The 25,706-nt window shown below is 47.1% G+C and carries 23 protein-coding genes and 1 pseudogene; 1 reads left to right on the top strand and 23 read right to left on the bottom strand.

The genetic code is table 11. The annotated features are described in order from the left end of the window. Positions 1-18: 18 nt before the first annotated feature. The 9 genes and pseudogenes from LI015_RS02965 to LI015_RS02925 all read right to left on the bottom strand — a co-directional run bounded on the left by LI015_RS02965 (position 19) and on the right by LI015_RS02925 (position 9,342). Positions 19-2,478, bottom strand: coding sequence for a response regulator (locus tag LI015_RS02965; RefSeq protein ID WP_227124089.1), 2,460 nt, complete (start codon positions 2,476-2,478; stop codon positions 19-21). 334 nt (positions 2,479-2,812) lie between these two features. Further along, a complete protein-coding gene (locus LI015_RS02960) occupies positions 2,813-3,028 on the bottom strand; it encodes a hypothetical protein (protein WP_227124088.1) in 216 nt (71 codons plus the stop codon). Further along, positions 3,000-4,181: a MalY/PatB family protein gene (locus tag LI015_RS02955; protein WP_227124087.1), complete on the bottom strand. Its 1,182-nt coding sequence runs from the start codon at positions 4,179-4,181 to the stop codon at positions 3,000-3,002. Before LI015_RS02955 ends, LI015_RS02960 begins: the two co-directional genes overlap by 29 nt. Before the next feature lies 1 nt (position 4,182). After that, a complete protein-coding gene (locus LI015_RS02950; protein ID WP_117625494.1) occupies positions 4,183-5,037 on the bottom strand; it encodes a DUF3737 family protein in 855 nt (284 codons plus the stop codon). Between the two features lie 347 nt (positions 5,038-5,384). After that, positions 5,385-5,927: a flavodoxin family protein gene (locus tag LI015_RS02945; RefSeq protein ID WP_002568725.1), complete on the bottom strand. Its 543-nt coding sequence runs from the start codon at positions 5,925-5,927 to the stop codon at positions 5,385-5,387. Between the two features lie 14 nt (positions 5,928-5,941). Then, complete coding sequence (locus LI015_RS02940; protein ID WP_002568726.1) at positions 5,942-6,883, bottom strand: alpha/beta hydrolase; 942 nt, start codon at positions 6,881-6,883, stop codon at positions 5,942-5,944. A gap of 93 nt (positions 6,884-6,976) precedes the next feature. Beyond that, positions 6,977-7,624 (bottom strand): annotated as a pseudogene (locus tag LI015_RS02935) (iron-containing alcohol dehydrogenase); the annotation flags it as partial. A gap of 11 nt (positions 7,625-7,635) precedes the next feature. Then, the gene (locus LI015_RS02930) at positions 7,636-7,866 is read right to left on the bottom strand and encodes a hypothetical protein (RefSeq protein ID WP_002568728.1); all 231 of its coding nucleotides are present in this window, start codon (positions 7,864-7,866) and stop codon (positions 7,636-7,638) included. A 93-nt stretch (positions 7,867-7,959) separates the two neighbouring features. Further along, entirely contained in the window at positions 7,960-9,342 is a 1,383-nt protein-coding gene (locus tag LI015_RS02925; protein ID WP_227124083.1) for an MATE family efflux transporter, read from the bottom strand. 182 nt (positions 9,343-9,524) lie between these two features. On the opposite strand from LI015_RS02925, the gene LI015_RS02920 reads away from it, so the two are divergent. Further along, positions 9,525-10,412: a LysR family transcriptional regulator gene (locus LI015_RS02920; protein WP_002568730.1), complete on the top strand. Its 888-nt coding sequence runs from the start codon at positions 9,525-9,527 to the stop codon at positions 10,410-10,412. Between the two features lie 134 nt (positions 10,413-10,546). Here LI015_RS02920 and LI015_RS02915 read toward each other — a convergent pair whose 3' ends face one another. The 14 genes from LI015_RS02915 to LI015_RS02850 all read right to left on the bottom strand — a co-directional run bounded on the left by LI015_RS02915 (position 10,547) and on the right by LI015_RS02850 (position 25,475). Next, positions 10,547-11,065 (bottom strand): cyclophilin-like fold protein, encoded by a 519-nt coding sequence (locus LI015_RS02915; protein WP_002568731.1) that lies wholly within the window; start codon positions 11,063-11,065, stop codon positions 10,547-10,549. 107 nt (positions 11,066-11,172) lie between these two features. Next, positions 11,173-11,868, bottom strand: a complete 696-nt coding sequence (locus LI015_RS02910; RefSeq protein WP_227124081.1) for a response regulator transcription factor — start codon at positions 11,866-11,868, stop codon at positions 11,173-11,175. A gap of 1 nt (position 11,869) precedes the next feature. Next, positions 11,870-13,360, bottom strand: a complete 1,491-nt coding sequence (locus LI015_RS02905; RefSeq protein WP_227124079.1) for an ATP-binding protein — start codon at positions 13,358-13,360, stop codon at positions 11,870-11,872. Positions 13,361-13,527: 167 nt separating this feature from the next. After that, entirely contained in the window at positions 13,528-14,169 is a 642-nt protein-coding gene (locus LI015_RS02900) for a LysE family translocator (RefSeq protein WP_118018407.1), read from the bottom strand. 12 nt (positions 14,170-14,181) lie between these two features. Further along, the gene (locus LI015_RS02895) at positions 14,182-15,228 is read right to left on the bottom strand and encodes a linear amide C-N hydrolase (protein WP_195334218.1); all 1,047 of its coding nucleotides are present in this window, start codon (positions 15,226-15,228) and stop codon (positions 14,182-14,184) included. A 311-nt stretch (positions 15,229-15,539) separates the two neighbouring features. Beyond that, positions 15,540-16,172 (bottom strand): cyclophilin-like fold protein, encoded by a 633-nt coding sequence (locus tag LI015_RS02890; RefSeq protein WP_227124077.1) that lies wholly within the window; start codon positions 16,170-16,172, stop codon positions 15,540-15,542. 130 nt (positions 16,173-16,302) lie between these two features. Further along, complete coding sequence (locus tag LI015_RS02885) at positions 16,303-18,660, bottom strand: ABC transporter permease (protein WP_227124075.1); 2,358 nt, start codon at positions 18,658-18,660, stop codon at positions 16,303-16,305. A 15-nt stretch (positions 18,661-18,675) separates the two neighbouring features. Then, a complete protein-coding gene (locus LI015_RS02880) occupies positions 18,676-19,437 on the bottom strand; it encodes an ABC transporter ATP-binding protein (RefSeq protein WP_227124073.1) in 762 nt (253 codons plus the stop codon). 130 nt (positions 19,438-19,567) lie between these two features. Beyond that, the gene (locus LI015_RS02875; protein ID WP_227124070.1) at positions 19,568-20,857 is read right to left on the bottom strand and encodes a phenylacetate--CoA ligase family protein; all 1,290 of its coding nucleotides are present in this window, start codon (positions 20,855-20,857) and stop codon (positions 19,568-19,570) included. A gap of 116 nt (positions 20,858-20,973) precedes the next feature. Continuing rightward, the gene (locus LI015_RS02870; protein WP_227124068.1) at positions 20,974-22,107 is read right to left on the bottom strand and encodes a linear amide C-N hydrolase; all 1,134 of its coding nucleotides are present in this window, start codon (positions 22,105-22,107) and stop codon (positions 20,974-20,976) included. Between the two features lie 334 nt (positions 22,108-22,441). Then, positions 22,442-22,966, bottom strand: coding sequence for a cyclophilin-like fold protein (locus LI015_RS02865; protein WP_227124066.1), 525 nt, complete (start codon positions 22,964-22,966; stop codon positions 22,442-22,444). Positions 22,967-23,020: 54 nt separating this feature from the next. Further along, complete coding sequence (locus LI015_RS02860; RefSeq protein WP_002568742.1) at positions 23,021-24,214, bottom strand: alpha/beta hydrolase; 1,194 nt, start codon at positions 24,212-24,214, stop codon at positions 23,021-23,023. A 182-nt stretch (positions 24,215-24,396) separates the two neighbouring features. Then, positions 24,397-24,912: an amino acid ABC transporter ATP-binding protein gene (locus LI015_RS02855; protein ID WP_330628574.1), complete on the bottom strand. Its 516-nt coding sequence runs from the start codon at positions 24,910-24,912 to the stop codon at positions 24,397-24,399. Then, positions 24,909-25,475: an amino acid ABC transporter permease gene (locus LI015_RS02850; RefSeq protein WP_227124064.1), complete on the bottom strand. Its 567-nt coding sequence runs from the start codon at positions 25,473-25,475 to the stop codon at positions 24,909-24,911. Before LI015_RS02850 ends, LI015_RS02855 begins: the two co-directional genes overlap by 4 nt. Positions 25,476-25,706: the final 231 nt, after the last annotated feature.

Here is a 25,706-nt window from a genome sequence, read left to right as displayed (position 1 = left end):
CATCGCCTTTATGGCTATTTAGTGATTCACGCCGGATTTGCCGGCTGTTTCTGGGGAAAAATCACTGTTTAAGTATTTTCCTATTTCCCTCCACAGGATTGCTTTGTCCAGGGGTTTTGCCATATGTCCGTTCATTCCGGCGTCTTTCGCAGCCTGGATATCCTCCGAAAACGCATCCGCTGTCATGGCAAGGATGGGAACTGCCTTGGCCCCGTCACGGTCCATGGTGCGGATGGCTCTAGTGGCCTCATATCCGTTCATCACCGGCATCTGGACATCCATTAAAATCACGTCATAGAAACCGTCCGGGGAGCGTCTGAACGTCTCCACCCCCTCGGCTCCGTCACTTGCAGTATCCACTTCAGCGCCCATGTCGGCCAGGAGTTCCCTGGCAACCTCCTGATTGATTGCATTGTCTTCTATGAGCAGGAAGCGCCTGCCCGTAAACCTGGCTCCGGTATCTGTCCCCTGCGTTTTCCTGGCCGGCTGTCCCTCAAGCACATACCGCTGCAGCCCATGAATCAGAGTCGAGACGAATATCGGTTTCTGCAGAAAACCTGTGACACCCGCCTTTTTTGCATCTTTTTCAACATCGCTCCAATCGTAAGCTGAGATAATCAGTACCGGCAGCTGGCCGCCGCACAATTCCCGAATCCGGCGGGTGGTTTCAAATCCGTCCAGATCCGGCATTTTCCAGTCAAGAAGCACCGCGTCATACATTTCCCCGTTCTGCTTTGCTGTCTTTATCATTTCCACAGTCTGGATGCCGCTGTCGACCCAATCCGCATGGATACCCAATTGTCCGAGCATCTCAGCCATATACTCGCACATGACTGCGTCATCATCTGTGACAATGATTCTCAACCCTGGAAATTCCCCTTTTATAAACTGGTTCTCTTCTATTTTCAGTGGTAGTTCCACCCTGAAGCAGGTCCCTTTTCCCAATTCGCTGGTAACCTCAATAGTTCCTCCCATCATATCCACGAACCTTTTTGTGATTGCCATTCCAAGACCGGTTCCTTCCGTCTTATCCACACGGCTGTCCCGTTCTCTGCTGAATGCCGTAAAGATTTGGGCCAGGTATTCCGGTTTCATGCCGATTCCCGTGTCAGTTATTGAAAAGCGAAAGAGGGCTGTTCCGTCCACAGCCTGCTTCTCGCAGACATCCATGGAAACAGTTCCATTGACAGGGGTAAACTTATATGCGTTAGACAAGATATTGATAAAAATCTGCCTCATACGCAGGGCATCACTTAAAAACTGTTCGTGCACCACTGACCGCAGGCGAATGGAAAAATGCTGCTCCTTCTCGCCGAACTGTGGCTGCATAATGGCCACTACATTCTCCAGCACCTCCGGCAAGGACATGGAATCTTCCCTGAGAACCATTTCTCCGCTTTCAATTTTAGACATATCCAGCACATCGTTAATAAGACTCAGCAGATGCTGCCCTGACAAACCAATCTTCCTTAAGCAGTCCTTCACCTTTGCAGGGTCGTCCAAATGGGCTTCCGCAATATCCTTCATGCCGAGCACCGCATTTAAGGGAGTCCTGATATCATGGCTCATTCTGGAAAGAAAATCTGATTTTGCACGGTTCGCCTCCTCCGCTGTCTCCAGGGCAGAACGAAGCTCCTTCGCCTGCGCCTCCAATTTCTGCTGCATCTGCCGAAGTTCTGTTTCGTTGGTAATATCAATATAAATGGCCAGGTACACCGGATCGCCTTCCTGATACCCGATGCAGGAGGCGTTAATCTGCAGCCAGGCGTCATTGCCAGACCGGTTCTTCATCTGTACCGTAAAATGAACCGAATTGCCATTGGTAACAGCATTTTTATGTTCCAGAAATACCGGCATGTTGCGTATTATATTTTCACGAAAAAGAGCATTATCCATGCCGTCCATGCTGTCTTTCCCAAAAAAGTCAAAAAAACGGTCATTTGCCTCCAGCAGCTTAAAGTCCAGGTTCCGGTTAACTCTGAACTTGGAGACAAACCCCGGCAGGCTGTCGTAGGTCACTGACTGCTCCAGCTTCATATCCATCACATCGGTAATATCCGTCATGACCGAATAGCTGACCTGGTAGCCATCCACATATTCATCCGTAAGATATGCATTCAGCCGCACCCACATATAATCATGATGGTTTCCGTTATGTTTCCGCCGCATCCGCGTAACCAGATTATAGGACTTTTCCCCTGATTCCAGTGTCTCCATTACCTTGGCGCTCAGCTGCATCCACAGCTTTTCATCGTGGATATTCAAATCGTCATTCATATAGTAATGAGCCGGCTTATTGTGGTACAATGCCTCATACTCCTCCCTGGAATATCCAATCAGTTCATAATAGTAGTCATTGCACCATACCAGGGTATAATACTCATCCAATATATGCTTGCTGACGCTGACATGCAGCAGATTCATCAGCGTATCATATTCGTAGCCTGTCCGTTTGAGCGTTTCATTTAATATTTCCATACTTCCTCCTCCTCAGTGACCCAACAGGGAGAGCATCATCTTTTTAATCTTCTTCCATGCGTTAATAACACTCCAGAGTGGTCATGGCTTTGCATCTCTTTTGTAATTATACATCTTTCATACTTTGACTACAAGTGGTTTTGACAGGCATTGGAAGGAATTGCATTTTTGGGACTTCAGGTTATTGAACAGCCTTACCCGCTTCATCGCCTCAGCAAGATTAGCGCCATCCCCGGCATACGCAAAAAGCCCCGGAAAAGTCGTCTTCCGGAGCCTGGCATCTATTTCTTATGTCCTGAAAAGGAGCTGTTTTTTTATTGAGACAATGCTTATTCTAATCAATATTGTAAAATCTTATTGCTCCAACTTTAAATATGGAAGGACCGTACATGCAGGAATTTCTGCGGACAACGCTTTCTGGATTGTCCTTTTCCATGGGCAGGCGCAATGCGCCCAGCCCCAATGCTGATAAATTTAATGAACGAAACTTTTTATAGTACATGGTCACCCTTCTATCATCATCAACAGCTTCCGGCTGCATATTCCTCATAGGTCTTAACGCCCTGTTTCAAACGCTCCAAACCATCCAGAAGCCGTTCTTTCGGGCAGGCTGTATTCATTCGCAGAAATTCTCTGCCGTTTCCGCCATATACCATACCGGCCGACAGGTAAAGTCCTGTCTCCTTTCTGAGATACCGGCATAATTCTGACGCATCCACAATGATTTTACGGCAGTCCAGCCAGAGCAGATAGGTGGCGTGGGCCGGTACCAGAGACATCTCCGGGATTTCATCGTTCAGAAATTTACGGACTGTTTTCCTGTTTTCTGCCAAATACTCCCTAAGCGCATCCAGCCAGCCCTCGCCTTTTGTAAATGCTGCAATGGCAGCTTCAATCGCAAAGGCGTTGGGTTCCGCTACTTCATCCGTATTCAAAGCGCGCTCCATCTTGTGACGTAGTTCTTCGTTTGGCACCATGACAGCTGCTGTCTGCAAACCAGCCAGATTAAAGGCTTTCGTTGGAGCGATGCAGGTGATGCTGTTCTGAGCGCATGTTTCTGATACTGATGCAAAGGGGATATAACCGTACCCCGGCTCTGTCAGATCACAATGAATCTCATCCGACATAATCTTCACATGATTGGCCGCACATAGCTCTCCGATTCTCCCCAGTTCTTCCCGCGTCCAGATCATTCCGGTGGGATTGTGAGGATTACAGAGAATCATCAGAGTCGTCTGTGGATCTGACAGCTTCTTCTCTAAGTCCTCCCAGTCAATCCGGTAGCCCGCTCCATCATAGAGCAGCCTGTTCTCGATGATGTTCCGGCCATTGTTTCGGATAGAATTAAAAAAGATGTTGTAGACCGGTGTCTGAACCAGCACATTTTCTCCAACCGTCGTCAGCTTTCTGACGCCGCTTGAAATAGCCGGAACCACTCCGGTGGTAAATACCAGCCAGTCTTTTTCCATCACAAAGCCGTGCCGCCGTTCCCACCAGCCGGTGACCGCTTCTCTCCATTCGTCCGGAACTACCGTATAGCCAAAAATCCCATGGGCTGCCCGTTTCATCAGCGCTTCCCTGATTTCCGGGGCTGTCTCAAAATCCATATCCGCCACCCACATGGGAAGCTCACCCTCCGGTACATCCCACTTCATGGAACCTGTTCCCCGGCGCTCGGTTAACTCATCAAAATTGTAAGGCATCCTACACAGCCTCCTTTAATTCTTCCGTCTGAATGAACGTTTTTGTCACATCAATCTTTGATGCATCCATAATCAGTTCTTCGATTTTTCCTGCCCGGATTATGCCGCTGTTGGGATTTAAAACGCTGTCAATGGTATTGTTCACCTCCACATCCACCGTGGAATATTCAAATGCAAGCGTTGTATTTAAAAGGCGGCAGTTTTTCATCACCAGATTGTCAATGTAACACATACCCTGGCTGCTTTCAATGGTACAGTTGATGAGCGTTAAGTTCTTCGCATTCCAGCCTAAATATTCGCCGGAAATAAAGGAATCATAAACCGTTACATTTTCACTGTTCCAGAACGCGTCCTTGGACAGCAGCCTTGCGTGATGAATTTCCGCATTTTTAACCCCATCAAAGGAATAATTTCCAACCAGTTCAAAGCCGTCGATATAAAGATTGCTGCTGTTCATTGCAAAATAATCGCCTTTCGCGGATACCTGGTCCATCCGGATCTGATCGCAGTTCCACAGGGTCTCACCTGCATTCGGCATGGTAACGCGCTCCAGTTCGATTCCGGTGGTACGGCGGAAATTTTTTGGAGCCTCCACAATACAGTTTTTCATGGAGATATTCTCCGTATACCAGATTCCGGCACGCCCCATCTCAAACAGCACGCAGTCCTCCATTTTAATATTGTGACTGTACCACAGCGGATATTTCCACTTGAACATGCTGCGGTAAAGCTCAATGTTTCTGCTTTCCTTTAAAGGGGATTCCCCATCAGCAAAAGTGGTATCATAGATTTTCAAATCCTTACCCTGGAATAACGCGCGCTCTCCTGTTAAAAACTTCTGATTAATCTGTTTCATTTTGTCTGCTCCTCCTTAAAATAATGTGAGTCGGTTTCTTAATATGAACTATCCTAACTGACGAAAATAACGGCTGGCTAACATAAGTATAAACTTTAAATAAACTTTGCCGTTTTACTCTTTTTCTTTATCTGACGATATTTTAATACCAATAGCATGAAATATCCAATGCTTATATCAAATTTATTTCTATGCTTTTTGAGTATATCATATGGCTGGGTTTTCTGGATTTCAGAAATACTCAGCCATTTTGGGTACGGGCGGTTTTAACTGTCTGCATCTCACTATTTGGAGGCGATTGCAGCGACCGGTATGGTTGTCACCAGGGAAATTGCCCCGGCCTCCTTCTAAACATTTCTACCCATTTCATATGCGGCAGACAGCGCTTCCCCACATTCCTCTATTGCTCCTTTTTTGTCAGCACCGGTTCCGCGCACGACGCCGGCCAGACGGGACTTTTCAAAACAGCTGATCCAGCCCTCCAGGCCTTTCACTGCAGCCTCCATAGAGCTTTCCTCCTCGTCCGCCGAAGTGGCCAGCAGATAAATGTCACGGAATTCATACTCTGCCGGGAACAGCGGATTGGTGCGGTCCAACAATGTTTTCATCTGCCCCGACATCTCATAGAAATAAATCGGGGTCGCAAATACCAATACATCCATTGCTTTCATCTGCGCTATAATTCTTTCTGCGTCGTCGCGCAGGATACATTTCCCTGTGGTCTGGCAGCCCAGGCAGCCCTTGCAGAATTCAATTTTCTTATCATAAAGGCAGATTTTCTTTGTCTCATGACCTGCCTCCTCTGCGCCTTTTATAAATACATCCGCCAGTGTCTCCGAATTTCCGCCGATACGGGGGCTGGTCGATAAAACCAGAATTCTTTTACTCATACATTTCCTTCCTTTCACAAATTCTCTCTGAAAAAGCGCTCCAGCTTATCAAAGGGAATCCGATCTGTCCTGTCATATAAATCAATGTGCTCCGCATCCTCCACCACATAAAGTTCCTTCGGCTCCTGTGCTTTCTCGTATACCATTTCAGAAAAGAACTTTGAGTGGGCACGGTCACCTGCAATAAAGAGAACGGGCCTTGGTGATATCTCCCCAACAAACGCGGTTAAGTCGGCATTCAAAAATGCCAGATCACTGGTTGTAGTAAATCCGCCTCTGGCGTTCGGATGGTGGCCTCTCTTTACTGCGTAGAAGCGGAACCATTCAGCTCCCGGCTCCGGCATTCCTTCCGGCACTGCATCTATGGGTTCTTCCGGAAAACTGGGAATATATTCCGGATATCCCTGTTCAAAATCTTCCCACCGTTTCAGAGACAGCCGTTCTTTCATTTCTGCCAGCGCAGCTTGATCCTGCGTGCCTCGGACGGCGGTTGTCATGACATACATGCTTGCGGTTGCCACCGCTTTGATTCTTGTATCCGCCTGTGCTGCGGATAAAGCGAAGCCTCCGGAACCACAGATACCGATTACCCCGATTTTATCACAGTCCACATATGGGACTTTGACTCCAAGGTAATCCACCGCTGCGCTGAAATTCTCCGTAAAGATTTCCGGCGACGAAAGATTCCTCGGCTCCCCGGCGGACTCCCCCATAAAGGACTGGTCAAAGGTCAGGACCACAAATCCTCTTTTGGCCAGTTCATTGGCATAAACGCAAGGCCCCTGCTCTTTTACGCCGCCATAGGGCGCACCCACGATAATCGCCGGATGCGTTTCGCTGCCATCGATCGCCTTTGCCTGATAGAGATCTGCTGCAATGGCAAGTCCGTAACGGTTATTATATCTCACGTGTTTTCTTTCTACATCTTTACTTAATTCTGCAATGTAATTTGCCATGATAATGTTCCTTTCTTTTCTTCCATATCTTACCGCACAAAGCGCGCCCTGCCCGCAAGGCTTGAATTACGGGGTACCTTTTGGGTATACTTTTTATGCCATGCTTTCCTTCAAAATCTGTACAATCTCATCATGGGTCAGTACCTTATAGCCGCCGTCCATCACAAATGTACCGTTCGCTATGCCCCCGATCATTTCCTCTGTGACTCCCAGTTCGCAGATACTCATTACAAGGCCCAGTTCCTTCATGTAGCTATCCATCTGTTTCAGGCCCTCCGCCGCAAGTTCCTCATCGGTTTTTCCGGCTGGGTCCACATCCCATACATTGACAGCATACCGTTTTAATTTAGCAAGGCCGTAAGGCATCAGGAATATGTAATAGGCCATGGAAACGGCAGACAGTGTCATTCCATGAGTGGCATCCGTGTAAGCTCCTACCGGCTGCCCAATCATATGCACTATACAGTCTGTTGTCTTTCCTTTGGACACCAGTGTATTTAATGCCCATGTAGCGGTCCACATGATATTGCTTCTGGCCCCATAGTCCAAAGGATTCTTAACTGCAATCCTGGAGCTGTGAATCATGGATTTTAACATCCCCTCCATGATATAATCGGAAGTATTGTCATCCTCACCGGAAAAGTACTGTTCCAGAATATGAGACATAATATCATAAAAGCCTGCCACCATCTGATACCTGGGCAGCGTAAAGGTATAGGCAGGGTTCAGCACTCCTTCCTTATATAATCCTGTTATTCTTCTTTATTCATCTGAAACACCAGATAGTCCAGGCAGTCAATCCGCTTTTCATTCGTATGTACTTTTTCCAACAGGCGTTTTCTATGCTGTTCCAACAGCTTTAACTGGTTCTGCCGGTTTCCAGCGATGCCTAATTTCATAAACTCTGCCACCATCTCCATATCACATCCGGCATCCTCCAGATTTTGAATCACGGAATCAGGGTTTTCCACATAGTTTGCCATTCTAATCTATCACCTCCCTTGTCTCCATTTCCCTCTATACCCACAAAGCATCGTGTGTTCTACATATAATTGACACTTATTGCTTTATTGTTTCTATGCAGTTTCGACCCTGTTTTCCCCATAAGTTTCTGCCATAGGCGCAATCATATTTTGTGTTACTTTTCCATATAACCACATTCCAAAAGGAATGGACAGCGCCTCCGCCACCGCAAACCCCGACCAGATAACCGTTATATTTCCTATAGCTGCTCCAATCAGAAGAATCGGTATGAGCAGAATTACCTGGCGCATGAATGCAAGATACATACTGTAGTTTCCATTTCCAAACCCCTGAAAAATTGCCGCAAATATAATCCCCACCGACGATACAAAAAAGCTGACCGACATAATTCTGACCGCTGGAATACCGAGCCGTATCATCTGCTCAGAGGCGTCAAACAACATCAGGATTTTATCCGGTATCAATTCAAGAGAAATCAGGACCACTGTCATGATTATCACTGCATAAAGAAATGCGTACCGGATTGTCTCATGGATTCTCTTTTCTTTTCCGGCCCCATAATTGTAAGCAATAATCGGGATCAGGCCGTTGTTCATTCCCTGGACGCCAATCTGTGCCAGGTTCTGAACTTTCATCAGGATTCCATAGATTGCCACTGCTGTTGATGAAAACTGGTACAGGATGGTATTGATAAATATTCCCATGACGGACATGATTCCCTGTACAATCGCTGTGGGGATTCCAACTTTCAGGATATTAGCCACATACTTTTTCTGGATATGCAGGGTAAAATGAACCGGGATTTCTTTGTTCCTTTTTATATTCAGATAAATTCCAAGAAGTCCTCCTGCCAGCTGCCCCGTGACGGTCGCTGCGGCCGCCCCTGCCGTCCCCATGGCCGGAAAACCAAAATATCCAAATATCAGGATTGGGTCTAAAATCACATTCACGAGGGAAGCTGTCCCCAGCGTGGCAAGGAACAGATTGGATTTTCCTGTCGCAATCAACAGCCGGTCAAACACCCACTGGAGCATCTGGCCAAAGGAAAAGAGCATGCAGATCCGTATATAGGAAATTCCGTACCGCGCAATCACTTCATTCCCGCCGGCCTGCCATGCAAAGTATGGTTTTACAAGTAACAAGCAGACAATTACATTAATCAGATACGCTCCGAATGCCATGACGATTGCCGCCGATGTTGTCTTTTTTACTTCCTCCGGTTGCTTTTCTCCCATGGCTTTGGATACCATTGCGTTCAGCCCCACGGCCAGCCCGCATCCCAGCGCAATCATGAGCATCTGCAGCGGCGCCGCAATTGAGATTCCCGTCAGCGCATCCTCGCTGACACGGGAGACAAAGATACTGTCCACAAGGTTATAAAGATTGTTTACCAGCAATGATATAATCAGTGGTATGGACGTTTTTATGATTAATCGGGGGATCGGTGTTGTCCCCATGATGCTTTCCTTCTGCATATTTTCCTCCTCGCAAATTATTTGCTTCTTTTATGTCTTTATTGTAATCCAAAATCATATTCATATCAAATACTTATATTAAATACAATCCCATACTTGACAGGCATATCACATTCTATATATAATAGACATAGAAGAATTTTCGTGTGTCTGGCATAAATAACAGGAATGGAGGAATCAGATTGGATATTCGTGTTTTAAGATACTTTATGGCTGTCACCAGGGAAGAAAGCATATCAGGGGCCGCGGAGTCCCTCCATATGACACAGCCAACGCTGTCAAGGCAGCTCATGGACTTAGAGAATGAGATCGGAAAAAAACTGTTGATCCGCGGAAACCGCAGAATCACATTGACAGAGGAAGGGATGCTCCTCCGCAAACGGGCGGCGGAAATACTCGATCTGGTAGATAAGACAGAAGCGGAACTTACGGCGCCGGATGAGGCCATTGGCGGAGACATTTACATTGGAGGCGGGGAGACAGATGCCATGCGTCTGATTGCCAGGATAGCCACGGATTTACAAAAGAGCTGTCCTGATATCCGCTACCACTTATACAGCGGAAACGCGGATGATGTGATGGAACGGCTGGACAAGGGGCTTCTGGACTTTGGAATCCTCATCGAACCGGCAGATATGAAAAAGTATGATTATATCCGCCTTCCTGCCACCGATACCTGGGGGCTATTAATGCCCAAGGACTGCCTTCTGGCCGCCCACGATTTCATCCGGCCGGAGGATATCTGGGAGCTGCCTCTTATATCCTCCCGACAGACTACGGTCAGCAATGAATTTTCAGGCTGGCTGAAAAAAGATTATGATAAGCTGAATATCGTAGCCACCTATAATCTGGTATACAATGCCTCCCTTATGGTGGAGGAGGGACTGGGATACGCCCTGTGTCTGGACAAGCTGGTGAACACCTCAGAAGGCAGCCGCCTGTGTTTCCGGCCGTTGAAACCAAAGATGGACGCCCATCTTGACATTGTCTGGAAAAAATACCAGGTATTTTCCGGAGCAGCGGACCGTTTTCTTAAAAATGTGCAGGACGCTTTTCATAGCAGTATCTAATCTTCCATGCAGACCTGCCATATGGCGTAGAAAAACACGTGCTCTGCAAAATATAGTTACTGTCAATTCGGACAAGGACAGGCAGCCTCTGCAACACGCCATGCAGAGGCCGCCTGTTTCTTTTCCCATTCCAGCTATTCCAAAGAAAATGTTACTGTCACATCACCGCTTCCAAGCGCTTCCGTCCATCCGGATAAATCATCTATTTTGCCCAGCCTCGTATAGCTCCAGGAATTAGAACCATAAAATATTACGATCTGATTTCCGTTATATAAAACAATATCCCCTGACTGCGTCGTGGTTTGACTGTTACTGGCCGGCAGACTGGTTCCAATCGATCCTACCTTTTCAAATCCGGAATAATCATTCATCTGGATTACTACAGGAGCAGTCTGCATCATCCTGACAAAAGAATCCACTGCCGTGTTATCCTCCAGCGTTGCTGTAAATGTACTGCTGCCTATCTGTACATTCATCGTTATTGCTCTGCTCTCCTCCGTCGTCGCTATTTCTGACGTCTCCATTGTTGTTTCAGCTGTATGTTCACTCCTGGCTGCTTCTTCCGGCTGTAGATTTCCGGCACTATAGGCTGACGATACAAACATGGCAGCCAACACCAATCCCGCAAACAGCTTCTTCTTATATAGTCTCATGAATCCTATTTCCTTTCGTAATATTTTTAATCGCTCTTTTTGCAAACATCCCCTGCGGCTTTCTTCCCCTTACATTTCTTCTTCGGAACTTAGATGGATTTTTCTCCTCACTCCACCTTAAACCGGTATCCGGCTCCCCAGACCGTCTCAATAAACGTTGAGGAATCGGCATTCTTCTCCAGTTTCTCTCTCAAACGGTTTATATGTACTGTCACAGTCGCCGTATTTCCTACCGAGTCCATGCCCCAAATCCGGTCAAACAATGTATCTTTTGAGAAAACAATATTGGGATTCTCAGCCAGGAAAAGAAGCACTTCAAATTCCTTATTGGCCAGGTTCATTTCCTCGCCATTCAAGTATACCCTTCTTTCCTTAGGACGGATGGCGAGATTCTTCACGATAATTGCGTCCACCTTTTGCTGCTCCCGGTGCTCCAGCAGTCTCTCGTGAATCTGGATATGGGATTTTACCCTGGCTACCAATTCCGCAGGACTGAAAGGCTTTACCAGATAATCGTCCGCCCCCAGGCCAAGTCCCCGTATTTTGTCTACATCCTCTTTTTTGGCTGTGACCATGATAACCGGCAAATGCAAGGATTTCCTTACCTCCCGGCACACCTCAAACCCACTTTTACCCGGCAGCATCACATCCAGAATCAGGGCATCCCAGCCGCCGGCCATTGCCCGGTTAAGCCCCTCATTTCCATCAAAAATAAGCTCTACTTCAAAACCGCCGGCCTCCAGATAATCCCGTTCCAGTTCTGCAATCAACTCGTCATCTTCTACTATCAATACTTTATTCATGCTATTTCTCCTCTGTCATTGGCAGATGTATAATAATCGCAAGGCCTCCATGATTTTCCGCATGGACGATTCCTCTGTGGCCTGATATGATCTCCTTTACAACAGCCAGTCCGATTCCGCTGCCTTCCCCAGAATTACTCCTGGCCCCATCCACCCGGTAAAAGCTCTCAAACAGGCGGTCCAGGCTTTCTTCCGGCACCCCCGGCCCATCGTCGAAAAAAATGAACTCCACCACTGTACTGCGTTCCACACGCCTTAGGGATATCACCACATTTGAATGGGGATGCCTGCGGTAGTGTATGGTATTGGTAAACAGGTTGTCCAGCACGCGTTTCATCTCCTCTCTATCAAGAAGGACCGGGAATTCTCCCCCTTCACTTGTGAGTTTAAATTCCACCTTATTTTGTCTGGCCTCCTCCTCATAAGAAATCAGGTATTGCCCTATAAACCTTTTTAAATCTGCCGGTTCCAAATGGTAATGGAAGCTGCTGCTGTCCAGCCGGTTATATTCGGAAAGACTGTCTACCAGGCGAGATAAATCCTTTGCCCTTGTTTTGATGGCGGACAGATACCGCTGCCTTTTTTCCGGGGTATTGGCGATCCCATCCATCAGCCCGTCCAGATACCCGCTGATGGACGTGAGCGGGGTCCTAAGGTCATGGGAAATCCCAATAATCAGGTCCTTTTTCCGCTGTTCATCCTTCAGCCGCTGCTCCACTGACTCCTTTAAATAGGCTCTCATCTCATCAAAGTCCCGGCATACCTCGCCGAATTCATCCTCTTTCGTATAATCAATGCTGGTATCTAAATTCCCCTCCTTGATTTCCTTTGTGCCGCGGCTCAGTTTCTGCAAAGGAACCAGAACGCTCTTAGATATCCAGCAGGAAAGAATTCCATTGACACAAACAGTCAGGACCAGAAATGCGCTGATAAAGCCCACGATATAGTTTAGGATATAGTTCTGCAGATAGGAGATAACTTCCTGGTCGGTTTCCCCAGTATGGACCGCCAGGATGCACACAGCCTTCTCCCCATGGTAAAACGTATGCTTCACCACAGACACATCATGGTAGCTTGCTGTCAGGGTCTTAGCCGATTCCATGGCTGTACCTGCTACAGATTCCGCCGCCCTCATCTCCTCCTCCGAAATATTGGAATAAATCTCATTTCCATTTTTGGTAATCAGAAAATGATACCCCATTCTGGAAAGTTTATTTTCCAGATGGTTCATTTTGTCACTTTTCCTGATTTCCGTCCCGGCCTCTCTATGAACCCCCTGTCCCCAGTTATTCTCCCACAGTTCCTGTTGATAGGTGTAAATAAGGCTCTGGGCCGACTGAATCCCATTCTCATCCTGATACATGGTCTCCAGCGTATACCAGTAACTGCCCAGCGAAGTCTGTAAACATACTGCAACAATAATGGCCGTCAGCATAATCGGAATAAGCGCCATCATTACATTAGATAATTTAATTTTCTGTCTGATTGTCATTGCCTGTTTTCTCCCCATATTCCCATTTTTTCTCCGGAATAAAAATTGCGGAGCTTTTCCAATCCTGTACATGTCTGCAGCTTCCAGATGTTTTTGTACGGTATCTGCTTTATATAACGGGAGGAGTCATGATGTGTTTAAACAATTTCCAAACTATCGAGCCAATCTTAACCGTTCAGACATCCTCTGACACCTATCACGATGCCAAATAAAATCATCAGAGCCCCGAAAATCCGATTCAATATGAAATAAACATCGTCCGTAACCTTTTTCCGATACAGGCTAACAATCACCGCGATTGCAAGCCACCAGATACAGGTACCTGCAAAGATACCACATATCAGTTGGACATTCTCTCCCACAGATTCATTACCGCCAATCCTGAACATGGAAAATACTACCATAAAAGATAAAATCGTTGCGGGATTGGTAATCGCAATCACAAAGGAGGACAGGAAGCAGGAGAAAATATGTCCGGGATGTTCCTCCTTATTGTTCCCTGCCGCACTGGCGAAGGAATGACTCTCCTTTTTCTTGATTGTGCGGACTCCAATGGCAACCACCATCAGACAGCCAACCATGCAGATAGTGCTCTGATGTTTCAGCAAAATATCCGAGATGAAGGTAAGCCCAAACACCCCCACACATGCGTAAAAGATGTCTGCTGCAGAGGAACCAATCCCGGTCAAAAAACCTGCAAATGCACCTTGGGTCAGCACCCGCTGTATGGATAATATACCCACGACCCCGGCGGGTACCCCGAATACAACCCCGATTACCAAACCTTTTAATAAATAATTCTCCAGCATATTCCTTACCTTTTACTCCACTGAAAACGAATAATAGTTATCATAGTCTTCCCTGTGATAATACCGGATTTCTCCGCTGTCCTGGCTATATACTATGGTCCATTCAGTTGACGCAAATTCTCCGAAATTATTTTTACTGACACTGCTCATCGCGTCTTTCATGTTCTCCATATCCATGGCCGGCTGTTCTGACAAACGTTCTAGTAACATTTCATATCGTGTATGAGACTGTTCTGTCCCAATCCCATATTTATCTCCCTGGGTCAGGTAAAAATTTGTCACCACAGGAGTTTCAACCACCGACATCTCGTTGTTCACATATTCCACAGCCACCGAACGACCGCTTTTATCTGACAGAGCCAAATGAAGCATCATGCCTGCGGAGGAATGCATATCATACTGTCCCAATAACTGAACCGCCTCGTTCACACTGGCGGCTTTGTCCAGAAGCAGCCTGACAGCGGTTGTGGTTGTAAGGTCCGGCTTTCCGGTATCCTGCTCCGTAACCGCTGAGTCATCAATCATCAGCACGGCTACACAGAGACCTTCTTCGTTAATCCCATCCATTGGGGCATACAGGGCTGCGGCCGATATGATTTTAGATACGGTTTTTTCGGGATCGTATTCCGTACCCAGATTCAGAAAATCCAGATTTACAGTAGAAACCGAAGCATATCCTCTCTCCGGTTTTGACTTGACAACCATGGAGGTGCATTCCATCCAATCAAAGTTCCTGCCATACATCACACCGCCCTTCGGATTTCTGGCCGACAGAGTACTGCATCCGAAGCTGCCTCCTAAAAAACGGGGATATAGAAATCCTTTGAACAGAGCCTTACCGACAAACTTTGCCACATCCAGATCGGAAGCTGCTCCACCCTGTTCCAGAAAGCGGTCGAACCCATAATCGTCCCTGTATTCCATATAATAGAAACCGTCTTCCAGTTTCTGTACATTGACAGCCGAATCAACGCCAGCCCTGATTCGGAAATAAAGATAAGCGGCACCCGAAATCAGCAGCATTAACACAATCAGCAGGATTCGTACACCCTTTTTCATTGTTGTCTCCTTCTTTTCATTGCATCTATTTCTCTTGCAAACATTTCTTTTCCAAGGATTCTCCTTTGCCCCTGATTCTGACCATGATTGGAATTGGATTGAAATTATGATTCCTGCGCTCCGCGTGTGCCGGCACTCCCTGCTTTTCCTGGAAATTCATTTTCTTCTCTCCCAAACGCTGCAATTTTGTCAAAATCGTGGAAAACAATATAGAGCTGGACCAGCGCTGTCAGAATCGCTATACAAAGTGCCTGAGTGAAGGAAATTATGGTCAGCGGAACCGTCATGGTCAGGCCTGGCAGCAAGATTTTTCAAAATAAATTCACTAAGCTGCTAATCAGGACAATCTTGTTGCCCCAACCCTCCAGTACCGGATTGCTCTCCACTGCTTCCCTGAACTCCCCGGTGTCTTCAATCGTCCCAATCTTTGTGTATTCCCCGGTAACTTCCCCGTCCTGGTAAAACAGGATAATACGGTTAGGCTCCGAATAATATACCTCACCCGCTTTTTCTGCGGTAACCATTTCTGGCTCAGAGGGTATCTCATAGTGGCTGGGAATGTCGTAATACTGCATTACTTCCCAATTCTCATAATCGTCGTAATGGTAGATTGGCAGTCTCCAGTTGGCGGTTCCCACATATCCGGCGATTGCGTCTGCGGTTGCATTGTCCTCCATCTGCATGACAAAAGGGGCTCCGTCATCGCCAAAACGGACTTCCAGTGCCAATGCTCCTGTGAGTTCCTCCCCTGCTTCCTCTGCCTTGGTTCCCGCATTGCCTGTGCTATTATCCCGTCCAGCGCTCATTGTAGTACCGGCAGATGTGGAGGGATTGCTGTTTTCTCTCCTGGTCTCATCTGTTTTTTGGCACCCCGCCAGCATGGAAGCCGCAGCCAGGGCCAGCATAAATATGATTGACTGTTTTCTTACTATATTCTTTTTCATCCTGATTCCTTTCCTGTGTCTCGTTCTCTGAATTTCTAAATGCTGTATTCTGTTTTTTTTATTATATATCTGCGGTATCAACGAAACAAATACTTATATCAAATAGTTATCTATGCTTTTTTAGTATGTGTCATTCCGTTATCAGCACGGTTAAGTCCACTTTTTTTACTTTCCACGATACGGCATAGGCAAAACCGGTAAACAAAAGGATCACCACCGCGGACGGAACCAACGTATTGCCGGCTGTCATACCGGAAGAGAAATTGCTGATGCCTGCCATTCGCATGACAATGGACACAAGAGAATCGGTCAGGGCTGCAGCCAGAATGGTTCCGATGATGGAAGCAAGAACAGCAACAATCATAAACCGCAGGGCAAATGTGCCTCGCAGTTGTCCACTGGTAAAGCCAACTGCTTTGTAAATCCCGATATCCCTCTGTTCTGCCGAAAGGATTTTACTGCCAGTCATAATTGTGACAATCAGAATAAAAGCCGCCACCATCCCATACAGGAATACCAAAAGCGCCTGCATGCCAGAGATGATTCCATATAGACCGGGCCATGTATTCTCATGGACATGGACATCCCCGCCATAAGACTCATCAAGAGCCACTATGATGGCCTCTTTCTGTGAAGCATCCTCCAGAAAATAATGGTGGCACCAGATAGCCGGGTCATCCGATCCGATTTTCAGGTAACCTTCCCGGCTCATTCCGATATTATCGCCCATATCATTGGCACAGGTATAAATGCCAGATATCACATATTCCTCACTGCCCAGATCAGCCTGTACCGTGACCGTATCACCGACTGCTACTCCCAGGTCAGAGGCCACAAACTCTGTCATCACGATTTCATCATCTGCCTTGGAAGTCCGCCCTTCCACAATGTGGAACCGCTCCGGATCGGTGATTGCATTGGCCGTATAATCAATTCCGTTCACAGACACCCCCTGCATCGCCAGGAGGTAACGGTCCGTAATGCCGGTATAGGAAAGCACGGTTGCTTCCGCTTCCTCCGGGGTATGTTCCCCAAAAATCTGGACGCCGATATCGTGATCCGCCGGATTGAATGCATCCATCATCCCTTTTCCGTCCGCTCCCAGCCAGGTATCCATCCGTCCGATCATGGAGGCAAAGAACACCAGAAGGATTGCCACAATACAGGCCCCGCTATATCTTCGGGCGCCTGCGGTAAGCTGACGGAGCGCCATGGAGTATTTTAGATAGTTCCCCCGGATTGGGAAGCCTTTTTTCACTCTGGTTCCGTAGATAAAAGCCTCACCTCCAATTGCTTTCATCGGTGTGATCCGTTTGAGCTTTCCCGTTTTAAATACAATAAAACCGGTCAATACCAGGAATAGCAGACCACTGATTAAGAAACACCAGGCGGCAGGCAGGTCTGTAGGAATGCGGATTCCTGTAGTCGTAAGTGTGGCCGCACTCACAATCCGGCTGACGTAAACAGCCGCCAGGATACCCAAAACCATTCCGGTTAAGATGACGAGCATGTACTGCGCCAGTTGAATCCGGCGTAATTTCCCGCCTGTAAAACCAATGGTTTTCAAAATCCCCATATTCACATAATCTGCCTCAATGGAGCTTCCTATGCCGTGTCCCAGCACGATCAGGACCACAAAAATAAGTACCACTACAAACGCCGCCAAAAGGCCGCTGAAAGCATTCTGGAGAATCAGCATGAATCCGGCAATGGCATTCCCACTGTGGAGGAATTCCAAATACTGCGGCAGCTCTGTATTCTCATTAATGAGCTGATTCAGCTGGGAAACCGTGACACCTTCCCCGTTTGTGTCCGCCTGAAATATATGCAGCATAGCTCCGTCCCTGGCCAGCGCATCAATACCAGTATCCCGGATTGTCTGGATGATTCCGGAATAATCGGCCTCACTGATTAGAAATCCTTTCATTCCGATCATGGAACTGCCCATAAATGGATCTTCATAAAACCCTTTCACCGTAAAGTCTGCCGCCTGTCCCCCGCGGGCAACCTGAAATCTGATTTCATCTCCAATCTGCACACCGAACATGGAAATCATGGAAGGGGAGACATAAATCTCTCCCGGCCGGATTTCCGGTATATCTCCCTGGTACCCGGACAGCTCATCTTCAAAGAATTTATACCGTCTATCCTCCGTCCCATGGGGAATCAGCTGGCCTTCACTATCAGAATCCTGGTCATTCACCGTATAGTCCGAATAAATGACTACCTGCGTATCCACATTACCAACCGCCTCCAAGTCAGCAATATTGTCCGCCAGAGCATCCATATCAGGCACATTGGAGACCCATGCAGTCAGGGTCCCAAACCCCGCCCGCTCCATTTCTTCCCTGAGATAGCGTTCTGAGTTCATCCATATAGAAAGAACCGTTCCCAACGCCGTGCAGACAAGCAGTACCAGGATAAATACGCCGGACAGGCTGCCTTTGTGCCGTTTTAGATCAGCCATTAATAATATTGTATCTTCCATTATAGAACCCCCTCGTTACCATTGGAAAGAAACAAGCCAGTCATTGATCGCTGCCTCCCTCGTCCTTTCATCTTCCGGATGGAAAACAGGCATGGACAGTTCGTCCAGAATCTTACCGTCCTCCAGGTAAAGAAGCCGTGTCCCGCGGACAGCTGCCCGCAGATCGTGAGTAACCATCAGAATGCTCTGGCCTTCCTTATTTAATTCAGTCAAAAGATCCAGAACCTCCCCTGTATTCCTTTTATTTAAGGCTCCGGTTGGCTCATCTGCAAAAATGATACCCGGTTCATTGATCATGGCCCTGGCAATGGCCGCCCTCTGTGCCTCACCGCCCGAAACCTCTGCCGGCATCCGGTCCTTGGCGCTTCCTACATTCATCTGTTCCAGCAGGGCTTCTGCCTGCTTCCTGGTCTCTTCCGGCTTCCGTTCCTTCCCTAAATATCCTGCAACCGTCACATTCTCGAAAAGCGTTAAGTTGCTTACCAGAAGGGTCTGTTGAAACACAAAACCAAATTCCCGTGAGCGGATTTTGGCCATCTGGCTCTCTTTGAAACGGCTAATCACCTTTCCCTTATAAACCACAGTCCCGGAAGAAACACGGTCCATTCCGCTGAGGACATACAGCAGAGTTGATTTTCCTGCCCCGGACGGCCCCATGATGATTGTAAAGTCATCCTCATAAATATCCACGGATACATGGTTCAGCACCGGAACCGCTCCCCGGTCCTTCCCAAACTCTTTGCTGATATCTTTGGCAGCTAATAATGTCTTTTTCAAGTTTCTTTTCCTCCTCGTTATGAGCACTTAGCGGGTGTCTTTTGGCCGCTTACGTGCGATACATGACACTGGCACTTAGCGAGGTCCTCCATGAGCTTAGTGCAGTGGCTCATTATGAGCACTTAACACGTCATGCCACAATAAGCCGCTTTTTTCCTGTCCTTTGATCCGGCCGGATTTCTCCCACAAAGCGAATGGAAAACCTTACATATTCCAGGCTCTTTTCTTTCAGGAGCAGCGCCATCTGCTTCATCATTTCTTCCCGGATTTCTTTTATCTTTCCTGTGTCTGACACTTCTGCCAGCATCTCAAAGGAATGACTGTCCAGCTGGCGGAACTGGTAATCTAAAAGCCCGTCCAGGCAGAATCCTTCAATGACAAGGGGATGCAGAAAATCCCTGTTTCCACGTCCATCCTCAAACCACATCATGTCCTCATTCCGCCCCATAATATTGCCTGCCAGCGTAAACGGATAGGGGCTCCCATCCTCCGGTTCCCGTAAATTAAGCTGGTCGGATATACGGTATCGAATCAGAGGCTGTACATAATTATAGAGGGAGGTTAAGTACATGGTGCCGTTCTCTACCTCGATATAATTTAAGTCGTCAAACAAATACATTCCCTCCGCATGACTTGTTTCCACGCCAAGGGCCAGGGATTCGCTGGCTCCATAAATATTAACCACGTCCGCTTCAAATATTGTCTCCAGATAATTCCGTAAGCTGGCGCCAAGAGGTTCTCCGCAGGAAACGATGCGGAATATATCCACGCTGACTTCACCTTTTTCCACAAGTTCCCCGAGAATCTTGATTGCTGACGGATAACCGATCACCATATTTGGTTTAAACTCTTTAATCTGGCGAATCCATGCTGCAAGGGGTGTCTTGACATCCAGGAAAAGTTGGTCCGCATGGACGCCTTCTATCCCGTCCCCCACTGCCATGGCCCCGCCATACCGGCCGTCTGTTGCGGCAATATACACGATCCGCGGGCCTTTCCACAGCAATTTTAATATCTGGGGCATGGTCATATCCCAGAGCGCGGCCCGGATAATCCCAAGGAGCATCTGGCTCCATGCCGCCTCATCATAAATAAAATATCCTGGGGTCCCTGTACTGCCGGAAGAATGGACCACATGGTACTCATCCTTAAATTTTTTCTGTTCTGTGCTTTCCTCCCGGTCAAACCGGCGCAGGTCCTCCTGCTTTAAATCGGAAACAGTAACCAGTTCATTGAAATGCTCCATCAAAAGCTGTTTATCCAAAACAGGAAATGCCGACAGGGGCATGAGCGGAATCTGCTTTCTTGTAATGCCTGCCTCCTCAAAGACCCGGTGGTAATACGTTGAATTGTCATAGGCATACACAAGCAATTCTCTCAGTTTTTTTTCCTGGAGCGTTATTAATTGTTCCCGTCTCATTCCCGTGTTTCTTTTTAACTGGTATAAATTCCACAGTAAATTAAAGTAATTCATCATAACCTCCATATGTTCCACTGAATACCCAGACAGTTCCATTCATACTGTCTGGCATTCACTTAAGCTTCTTCATTTACAGAAAACACATAACTGTTCCCATAGTTCTCCCTGTGATAATAACAAGCCTTACCGTTGTTTAAATTAAAAACAATGCTCCATTCTGTTGACTCAAATTCTCCAAAATTGTCCTTACTGACACTGTCCAAGGCATCCCTGACCTGATCCATGTCCATCGCCTCATCTTCTGCCAGACGTTTCATCAATCTCTCATACCGGGTATGGGACTGTGCTGTTCCAATTCCCTGCTTTCTTCCTTCGGCCAGATAGAAATTTGTCACAGCTGGCGTATCCGTCACAACCATTTCGTCATCAATATACTCCACCACCACGCTTCGGCCGCTTCTGTCTGCCAGTGCGAAATGTACCATCATTCCCATAGAGGAGTGCATATCATACTGTCCCAACAGAGCCAGTGCTTCCTCCACATTGGCCGCCCGATCCAGAAACAGCCGGATAGCCGTGGTCGTGGTAAGATTCGGTTTTCCTGTGTCCTGACAGATGACATCATAATCCTGTATCATATTGACCGATACCGCCAGACCTTTTTCATTCATGCCGTCAAGAGGAGCATATAAGGCAATCAGGGTACGGACCTCATCCGGCAGTTGTGAAAGGCCTGCCCCATAGCCGGAACGAATAAAATCCATATTAACCGTAGAAACAGAAGCATATGCACCCTCCGGCCTGGAACGGACCACCATGGCTTCACATGGCTGCCAGTCAAAATTCCTTCCAAACAGAGCTTCTCCCGCCGGGCTTTTCACCGCCAAGGTGCTGCATCCGAAACCGCCTGTCCGGAGTGACGGTCGTGACTCACCGGCCATCATATGTCTGGTAAGGAAATCAATGACTCCTGCATCGTTCGTGGCTCCTCCCTGAGCGAGAAAGTCATCAAACCAGTAATTCCCGTCATAGCTTACTGCTGAAAAACCGTCTTCCAGCTTCATGATTTCGCTTCCCGGGGTGATGGCCGCATCTGATGCTTTCCCGGCAGCCGTAACCGTCTGAGTCAAAGCCCCATTGTTCTGTGCGTATGCGGTCTGCTGTAATACAGGCGCCCCTCCTGCACACCCTGTTAACACTCCTGTTATGGTCAGTGTTGTAAACAGCAGCATTCTTTTCATTTTATTCATTCTGTTTATGTCTCCCCTTTCTTTATGTCCATTGTAATACCAGTAGTATTTAATATCAAATACCTATACTAAATATTTACATATGCCTTTTTACTATGGCTTTATCCATAACTTCTGATAGAAACGCCAACCCGGCACGTTCCATCTTCTACTCTTTTTCTATCTTAAACCACTAAAATAACGTCCACCTAACAAAATAATAAACTTTTCATAAACCCCTTGAACTTTTTCCTGGTTTGAAGCAATCCATACAATGATGAAAAAAATACAGACCCCCGCAGAAAGGTCTGTATTTGAAAATTAACTTTCCATGTTGGCAATCACAGTGCTGTGCTTATTTTACGCTCTTAATCTGGACAATCTTATTACCCCAGCCCCGTAAGATCGGATTGTTAACAACCGCTTTTTTTAAATCATCGGCAGCCTCAATTTCTCCGATCTTTGTATAGTCTCCGGTCACCTCCCCGTCCCCATAGAACAGGATGATCCTGTTTGGGTGGGAGTAATACACTTCTCCTGCTTTTTGGGAGGTCACTGTTTTCACATCAACCGATGGAATCTCATACCGCGATGAAATATCATAATACTGCATCACCTCCCAATTATCATAATCATCAAAGTGATAGATTGGAAGCCTCCAGTCGGCTGTCCCTACATGCTTTTTGATAGCTGCAGTCGTATCATTATTTTCAAGTGTCATTGTGAAGGCTGCTCCATTATCACCAAAACGCACCTCCAACTGGGATGCAGTTACAACCTCTCCTGTCATTTCCGCACTTGCAACTCCTGTAAGAGCTGCTGTCAATCCAATGACTACCATAAGTGCCACGGCATATTTTTTTAATCCTGCTTTCTTCATAAAGTGTCCTTTCCTGTGCTCCTTTTAAAGCGCACAACCGCCGTAATCCACCGGTTACTGAAATGCTTCCGTAAAGAAGCTTTCTAATTTGTCAAACGGAATCTTATCCATCTGATCGTACAGGTCTGTGTGGGTTGCTCCCGGAATTATCAACAGTTCCTTATTATCACCCTGGAGGAGTTCGTATGCATCATGGCTGTACATTAAAGAATGTGCTTCCTCGCCATGCACAAGAAGAACCGAACTTCTGATTTCAGGGGCATACTCAAACAAACGCATATTCATCAGAGAGCCCGGAGCGGTAGCCGCCCACCCATTATTGGAATTGACGGAACGGGGATGATAGCCACGGTCGGTCTTATAATAAGCCACATAGTCCTTAACATACTGCGGAGCTTCTTCCGGTGCTTCTTCCGGAAGGCCGCCTCCCAGCGTATAAGTTCCATTTTTATAATCATCTGTTCTCTGTTGATTGTAAGCAACACGGGACTCATACCTTCCGTCCTCATCAATGGAATCAAAATAACCAAGTGCCGTATTCCGGCTCATGTCGTACATCGTCATGGCAGCCGTGGCTTTAACTCTGGTATCCAGCGCTGCTGTCTGAAGTGCCATACCGCCCCAGCCACAGATACCGATAATACCAATCTGTTCTGGATCAACATTGTCCTGGGTGGAAAGGAAATCAATCGCAGCCTGGTAATCCTCAACGTTGATATCCGGCGAATTGAAGTACCTCGGATATCCGCCGCTTTCTCCTGTAAAGGATGGGTCAAAGGCAATAGCAAGAAAACCTCGTTCTGCCATTTCCTGTGCATAAAGACCGGAACTCTGCTCCTTTACAGCGCCAAAGGGGCCACTTACAGCAATGGCCGGAATCTTCCCTGTATATTCTTTTGGTTCGTAAAGATCAGCAGCCAATGTATTGCCAAAGTGGTTGACAAACGTCACCTTTCTATGGTTCACTTCATCACTGAGTGGAAATACCTTATCCCATTCGTCAGTAAGTTCAATCGGTTCCACCTTGATGGAGGTATCCTCCATCATACCATAATTTACAACTCCGTCTGTTGTTTCGTCTGTGTCTGCAACAGGTGCACCGGTTTCCGGTTCTGTCTCCGATGTTGTGCTCTGCTGTGTCTGCTGCTCCGTTACAGTCTGCTGGCTATTCTGTACAGAGCAGCCTGTGCTTACGAGTACCGTGAGCATTAACGCCCCTGCTATGATTCTCTGCGAATTCTTTCTCATTGTGTTCTTCCTTTCTTTTATAATTTTTTATGTAATAACAGATTTTCTACAAATCCGGATTACTTCTTCATACAAGGAAAGTGGAGCATAACCACTCAAAATGCAGAAGGGCCATACAGTATCTTTACCCCTTAACCCACTAATCACATTTACTAAATAAATTCCCCTTCCTATATGTTTTATCATCCGCTCCATTTTATAGAACTCATAAACCGCCTTGCCCTGTCTTCTTTCGGGGACTCAAAAAAATCTTTCGGCGTATTTTCCTCTACCACCACTCCTTTATCCATGAAAATTACCTTTGTTCCCACATTTTTTGCAAAGTTCATTTCGTGGGTGACAACCAGCATCGTCATTCCTTCCCCTGCCAGCTTTCTCATCACCTCTAATACCTCGCCAATCAGCTCCGGGTCAAGGGCCGAGGTCGGTTCGTCAAACAGGATTACTTCCGGTTCCGTGGCAATCGCGCGGGCAATCCACACTCTCTGCTGCTGTCCGCCGGACAGCTGATGAGGATAATAGTCATACCGGTCCCAGAGTCCCACCTTATCTAAAGCCCTCTTACCGGCCTTCTCAGCCTGGGACCTTGGCATTTTCCGAGCAATGACTAACCCCTCCGTTACATTCTGCAGGGCCGTTTTATTCCGGAAAAGATTGTAGTTCTGAAAGACGAATGCGGTCTTTCTCCTTATTTTCACTCCAGCCTCAGTTTCTGTTCCCATACGCTCTGAAGCCTGGTCAGCGCCGTACAAAATATGAGGTAAATGATGCCAACCTCACAGTACAGTGCAAATGGTTCATACGTTCTGGCAGCAATTCTCTGGGCCGACATGAACATTTCCATCACTGTGATATTGGCTGCCAGGGACGTATCCTTCACCAACCCAATCAGGGAATTACTCAGCGGCGGAAATGCGATTCTGAGAGCCTGGGGCAGGATAATCCGCATCATGGTCTGAGTATAGGACAAACCCACACAGTATCCGGCCTCCAACTGTCCGGCCGGAACTGCCTCTATAGCAGCCCGGGTGGTCTCGGACGCATAGGCTCCGGTATTAACAGAAAATACAACTACGGCCGATGGGAATGCATCCAGAGTTATCCCCAATCCCGGAAGCCCATAAAAAATTACATAAAGCTGAACCAGCAGGGGTGTCCCTCTGATTACCCAGACATACAGCCTGGCCAGTTGTTTCAGCCCCTTCACATCTACCACCTGTACTCTCACCGTCAGCTGCTTTTTCCCCTTCTGTTCCAGCATCTTCCCCAGTTGTCTGAGCCTCCACCGTGGTTCCTGATACCGTAGTTTCTGCAGGTATGGTTCCCGCCCCGGCATTTAAAGAACCACTGCCCGCCAAAAGTCCTGTTGTCAGTACAGCAGCCGCTGTCACAATCCATTTTCTCTTTATATTTTTTCAAACCCTCCTAATCTTAATAATAATCTCTCGGAATCTCTAAGCCAGTAAATATAAGGCTTTCAGATTCCTTTTTT

Source organism: Enterocloster sp. 210928-DFI.2.20 (assembly GCF_020554465.1).
GTDB classification, from domain to species: Bacteria; Bacillota; Clostridia; order Lachnospirales; family Lachnospiraceae; genus Enterocloster; species Enterocloster bolteae.
Note: the sequence above shows the minus strand (reverse complement) of the source record. Positions and strands in the feature narration are given on the sequence as shown.

Coding starts and splice junctions, on each gene's coding strand:
- LI015_RS02965 (WP_227124089.1), bottom strand. CDS start 2,478: ATGGAAATATTAAATGAAACGCTCAAACGGACAGGCTACGAATATGAT.
- LI015_RS02960 (WP_227124088.1), bottom strand. CDS start 3,028: ATGAGGAATATGCAGCCGGAAGCTGTTGATGATGATAGAAGGGTGACC.
- LI015_RS02955 (WP_227124087.1), bottom strand. CDS start 4,181: ATGCCTTACAATTTTGATGAGTTAACCGAGCGCCGGGGAACAGGTTCC.
- LI015_RS02950 (WP_117625494.1), bottom strand. CDS start 5,037: ATGAAACAGATTAATCAGAAGTTTTTAACAGGAGAGCGCGCGTTATTC.
- LI015_RS02945 (WP_002568725.1), bottom strand. CDS start 5,927: ATGAGTAAAAGAATTCTGGTTTTATCGACCAGCCCCCGTATCGGCGGA.
- LI015_RS02940 (WP_002568726.1), bottom strand. CDS start 6,883: ATGGCAAATTACATTGCAGAATTAAGTAAAGATGTAGAAAGAAAACAC.
- LI015_RS02930 (WP_002568728.1), bottom strand. CDS start 7,866: ATGGCAAACTATGTGGAAAACCCTGATTCCGTGATTCAAAATCTGGAG.
- LI015_RS02925 (WP_227124083.1), bottom strand. CDS start 9,342: ATGCAGAAGGAAAGCATCATGGGGACAACACCGATCCCCCGATTAATC.
- LI015_RS02915 (WP_002568731.1), bottom strand. CDS start 11,065: ATGAGACTATATAAGAAGAAGCTGTTTGCGGGATTGGTGTTGGCTGCC.
- LI015_RS02910 (WP_227124081.1), bottom strand. CDS start 11,868: ATGAATAAAGTATTGATAGTAGAAGATGACGAGTTGATTGCAGAACTG.
- LI015_RS02905 (WP_227124079.1), bottom strand. CDS start 13,360: ATGACAATCAGACAGAAAATTAAATTATCTAATGTAATGATGGCGCTT.
- LI015_RS02900 (WP_118018407.1), bottom strand. CDS start 14,169: ATGCTGGAGAATTATTTATTAAAAGGTTTGGTAATCGGGGTTGTATTC.
- LI015_RS02895 (WP_195334218.1), bottom strand. CDS start 15,228: ATGAAAAAGGGTGTACGAATCCTGCTGATTGTGTTAATGCTGCTGATT.
- LI015_RS02890 (WP_227124077.1), bottom strand. CDS start 16,172: ATGAAAAAGAATATAGTAAGAAAACAGTCAATCATATTTATGCTGGCC.
- LI015_RS02885 (WP_227124075.1), bottom strand. CDS start 18,660: ATGGAAGATACAATATTATTAATGGCTGATCTAAAACGGCACAAAGGC.
- LI015_RS02875 (WP_227124070.1), bottom strand. CDS start 20,857: ATGAGACGGGAACAATTAATAACGCTCCAGGAAAAAAAACTGAGAGAA.
- LI015_RS02870 (WP_227124068.1), bottom strand. CDS start 22,107: ATGAATAAAATGAAAAGAATGCTGCTGTTTACAACACTGACCATAACA.
- LI015_RS02865 (WP_227124066.1), bottom strand. CDS start 22,966: ATGAAGAAAGCAGGATTAAAAAAATATGCCGTGGCACTTATGGTAGTC.
- LI015_RS02860 (WP_002568742.1), bottom strand. CDS start 24,214: ATGAGAAAGAATTCGCAGAGAATCATAGCAGGGGCGTTAATGCTCACG.
- LI015_RS02850 (WP_227124064.1), bottom strand. CDS start 25,475: ATGCTGGAACAGAAGGGGAAAAAGCAGCTGACGGTGAGAGTACAGGTG.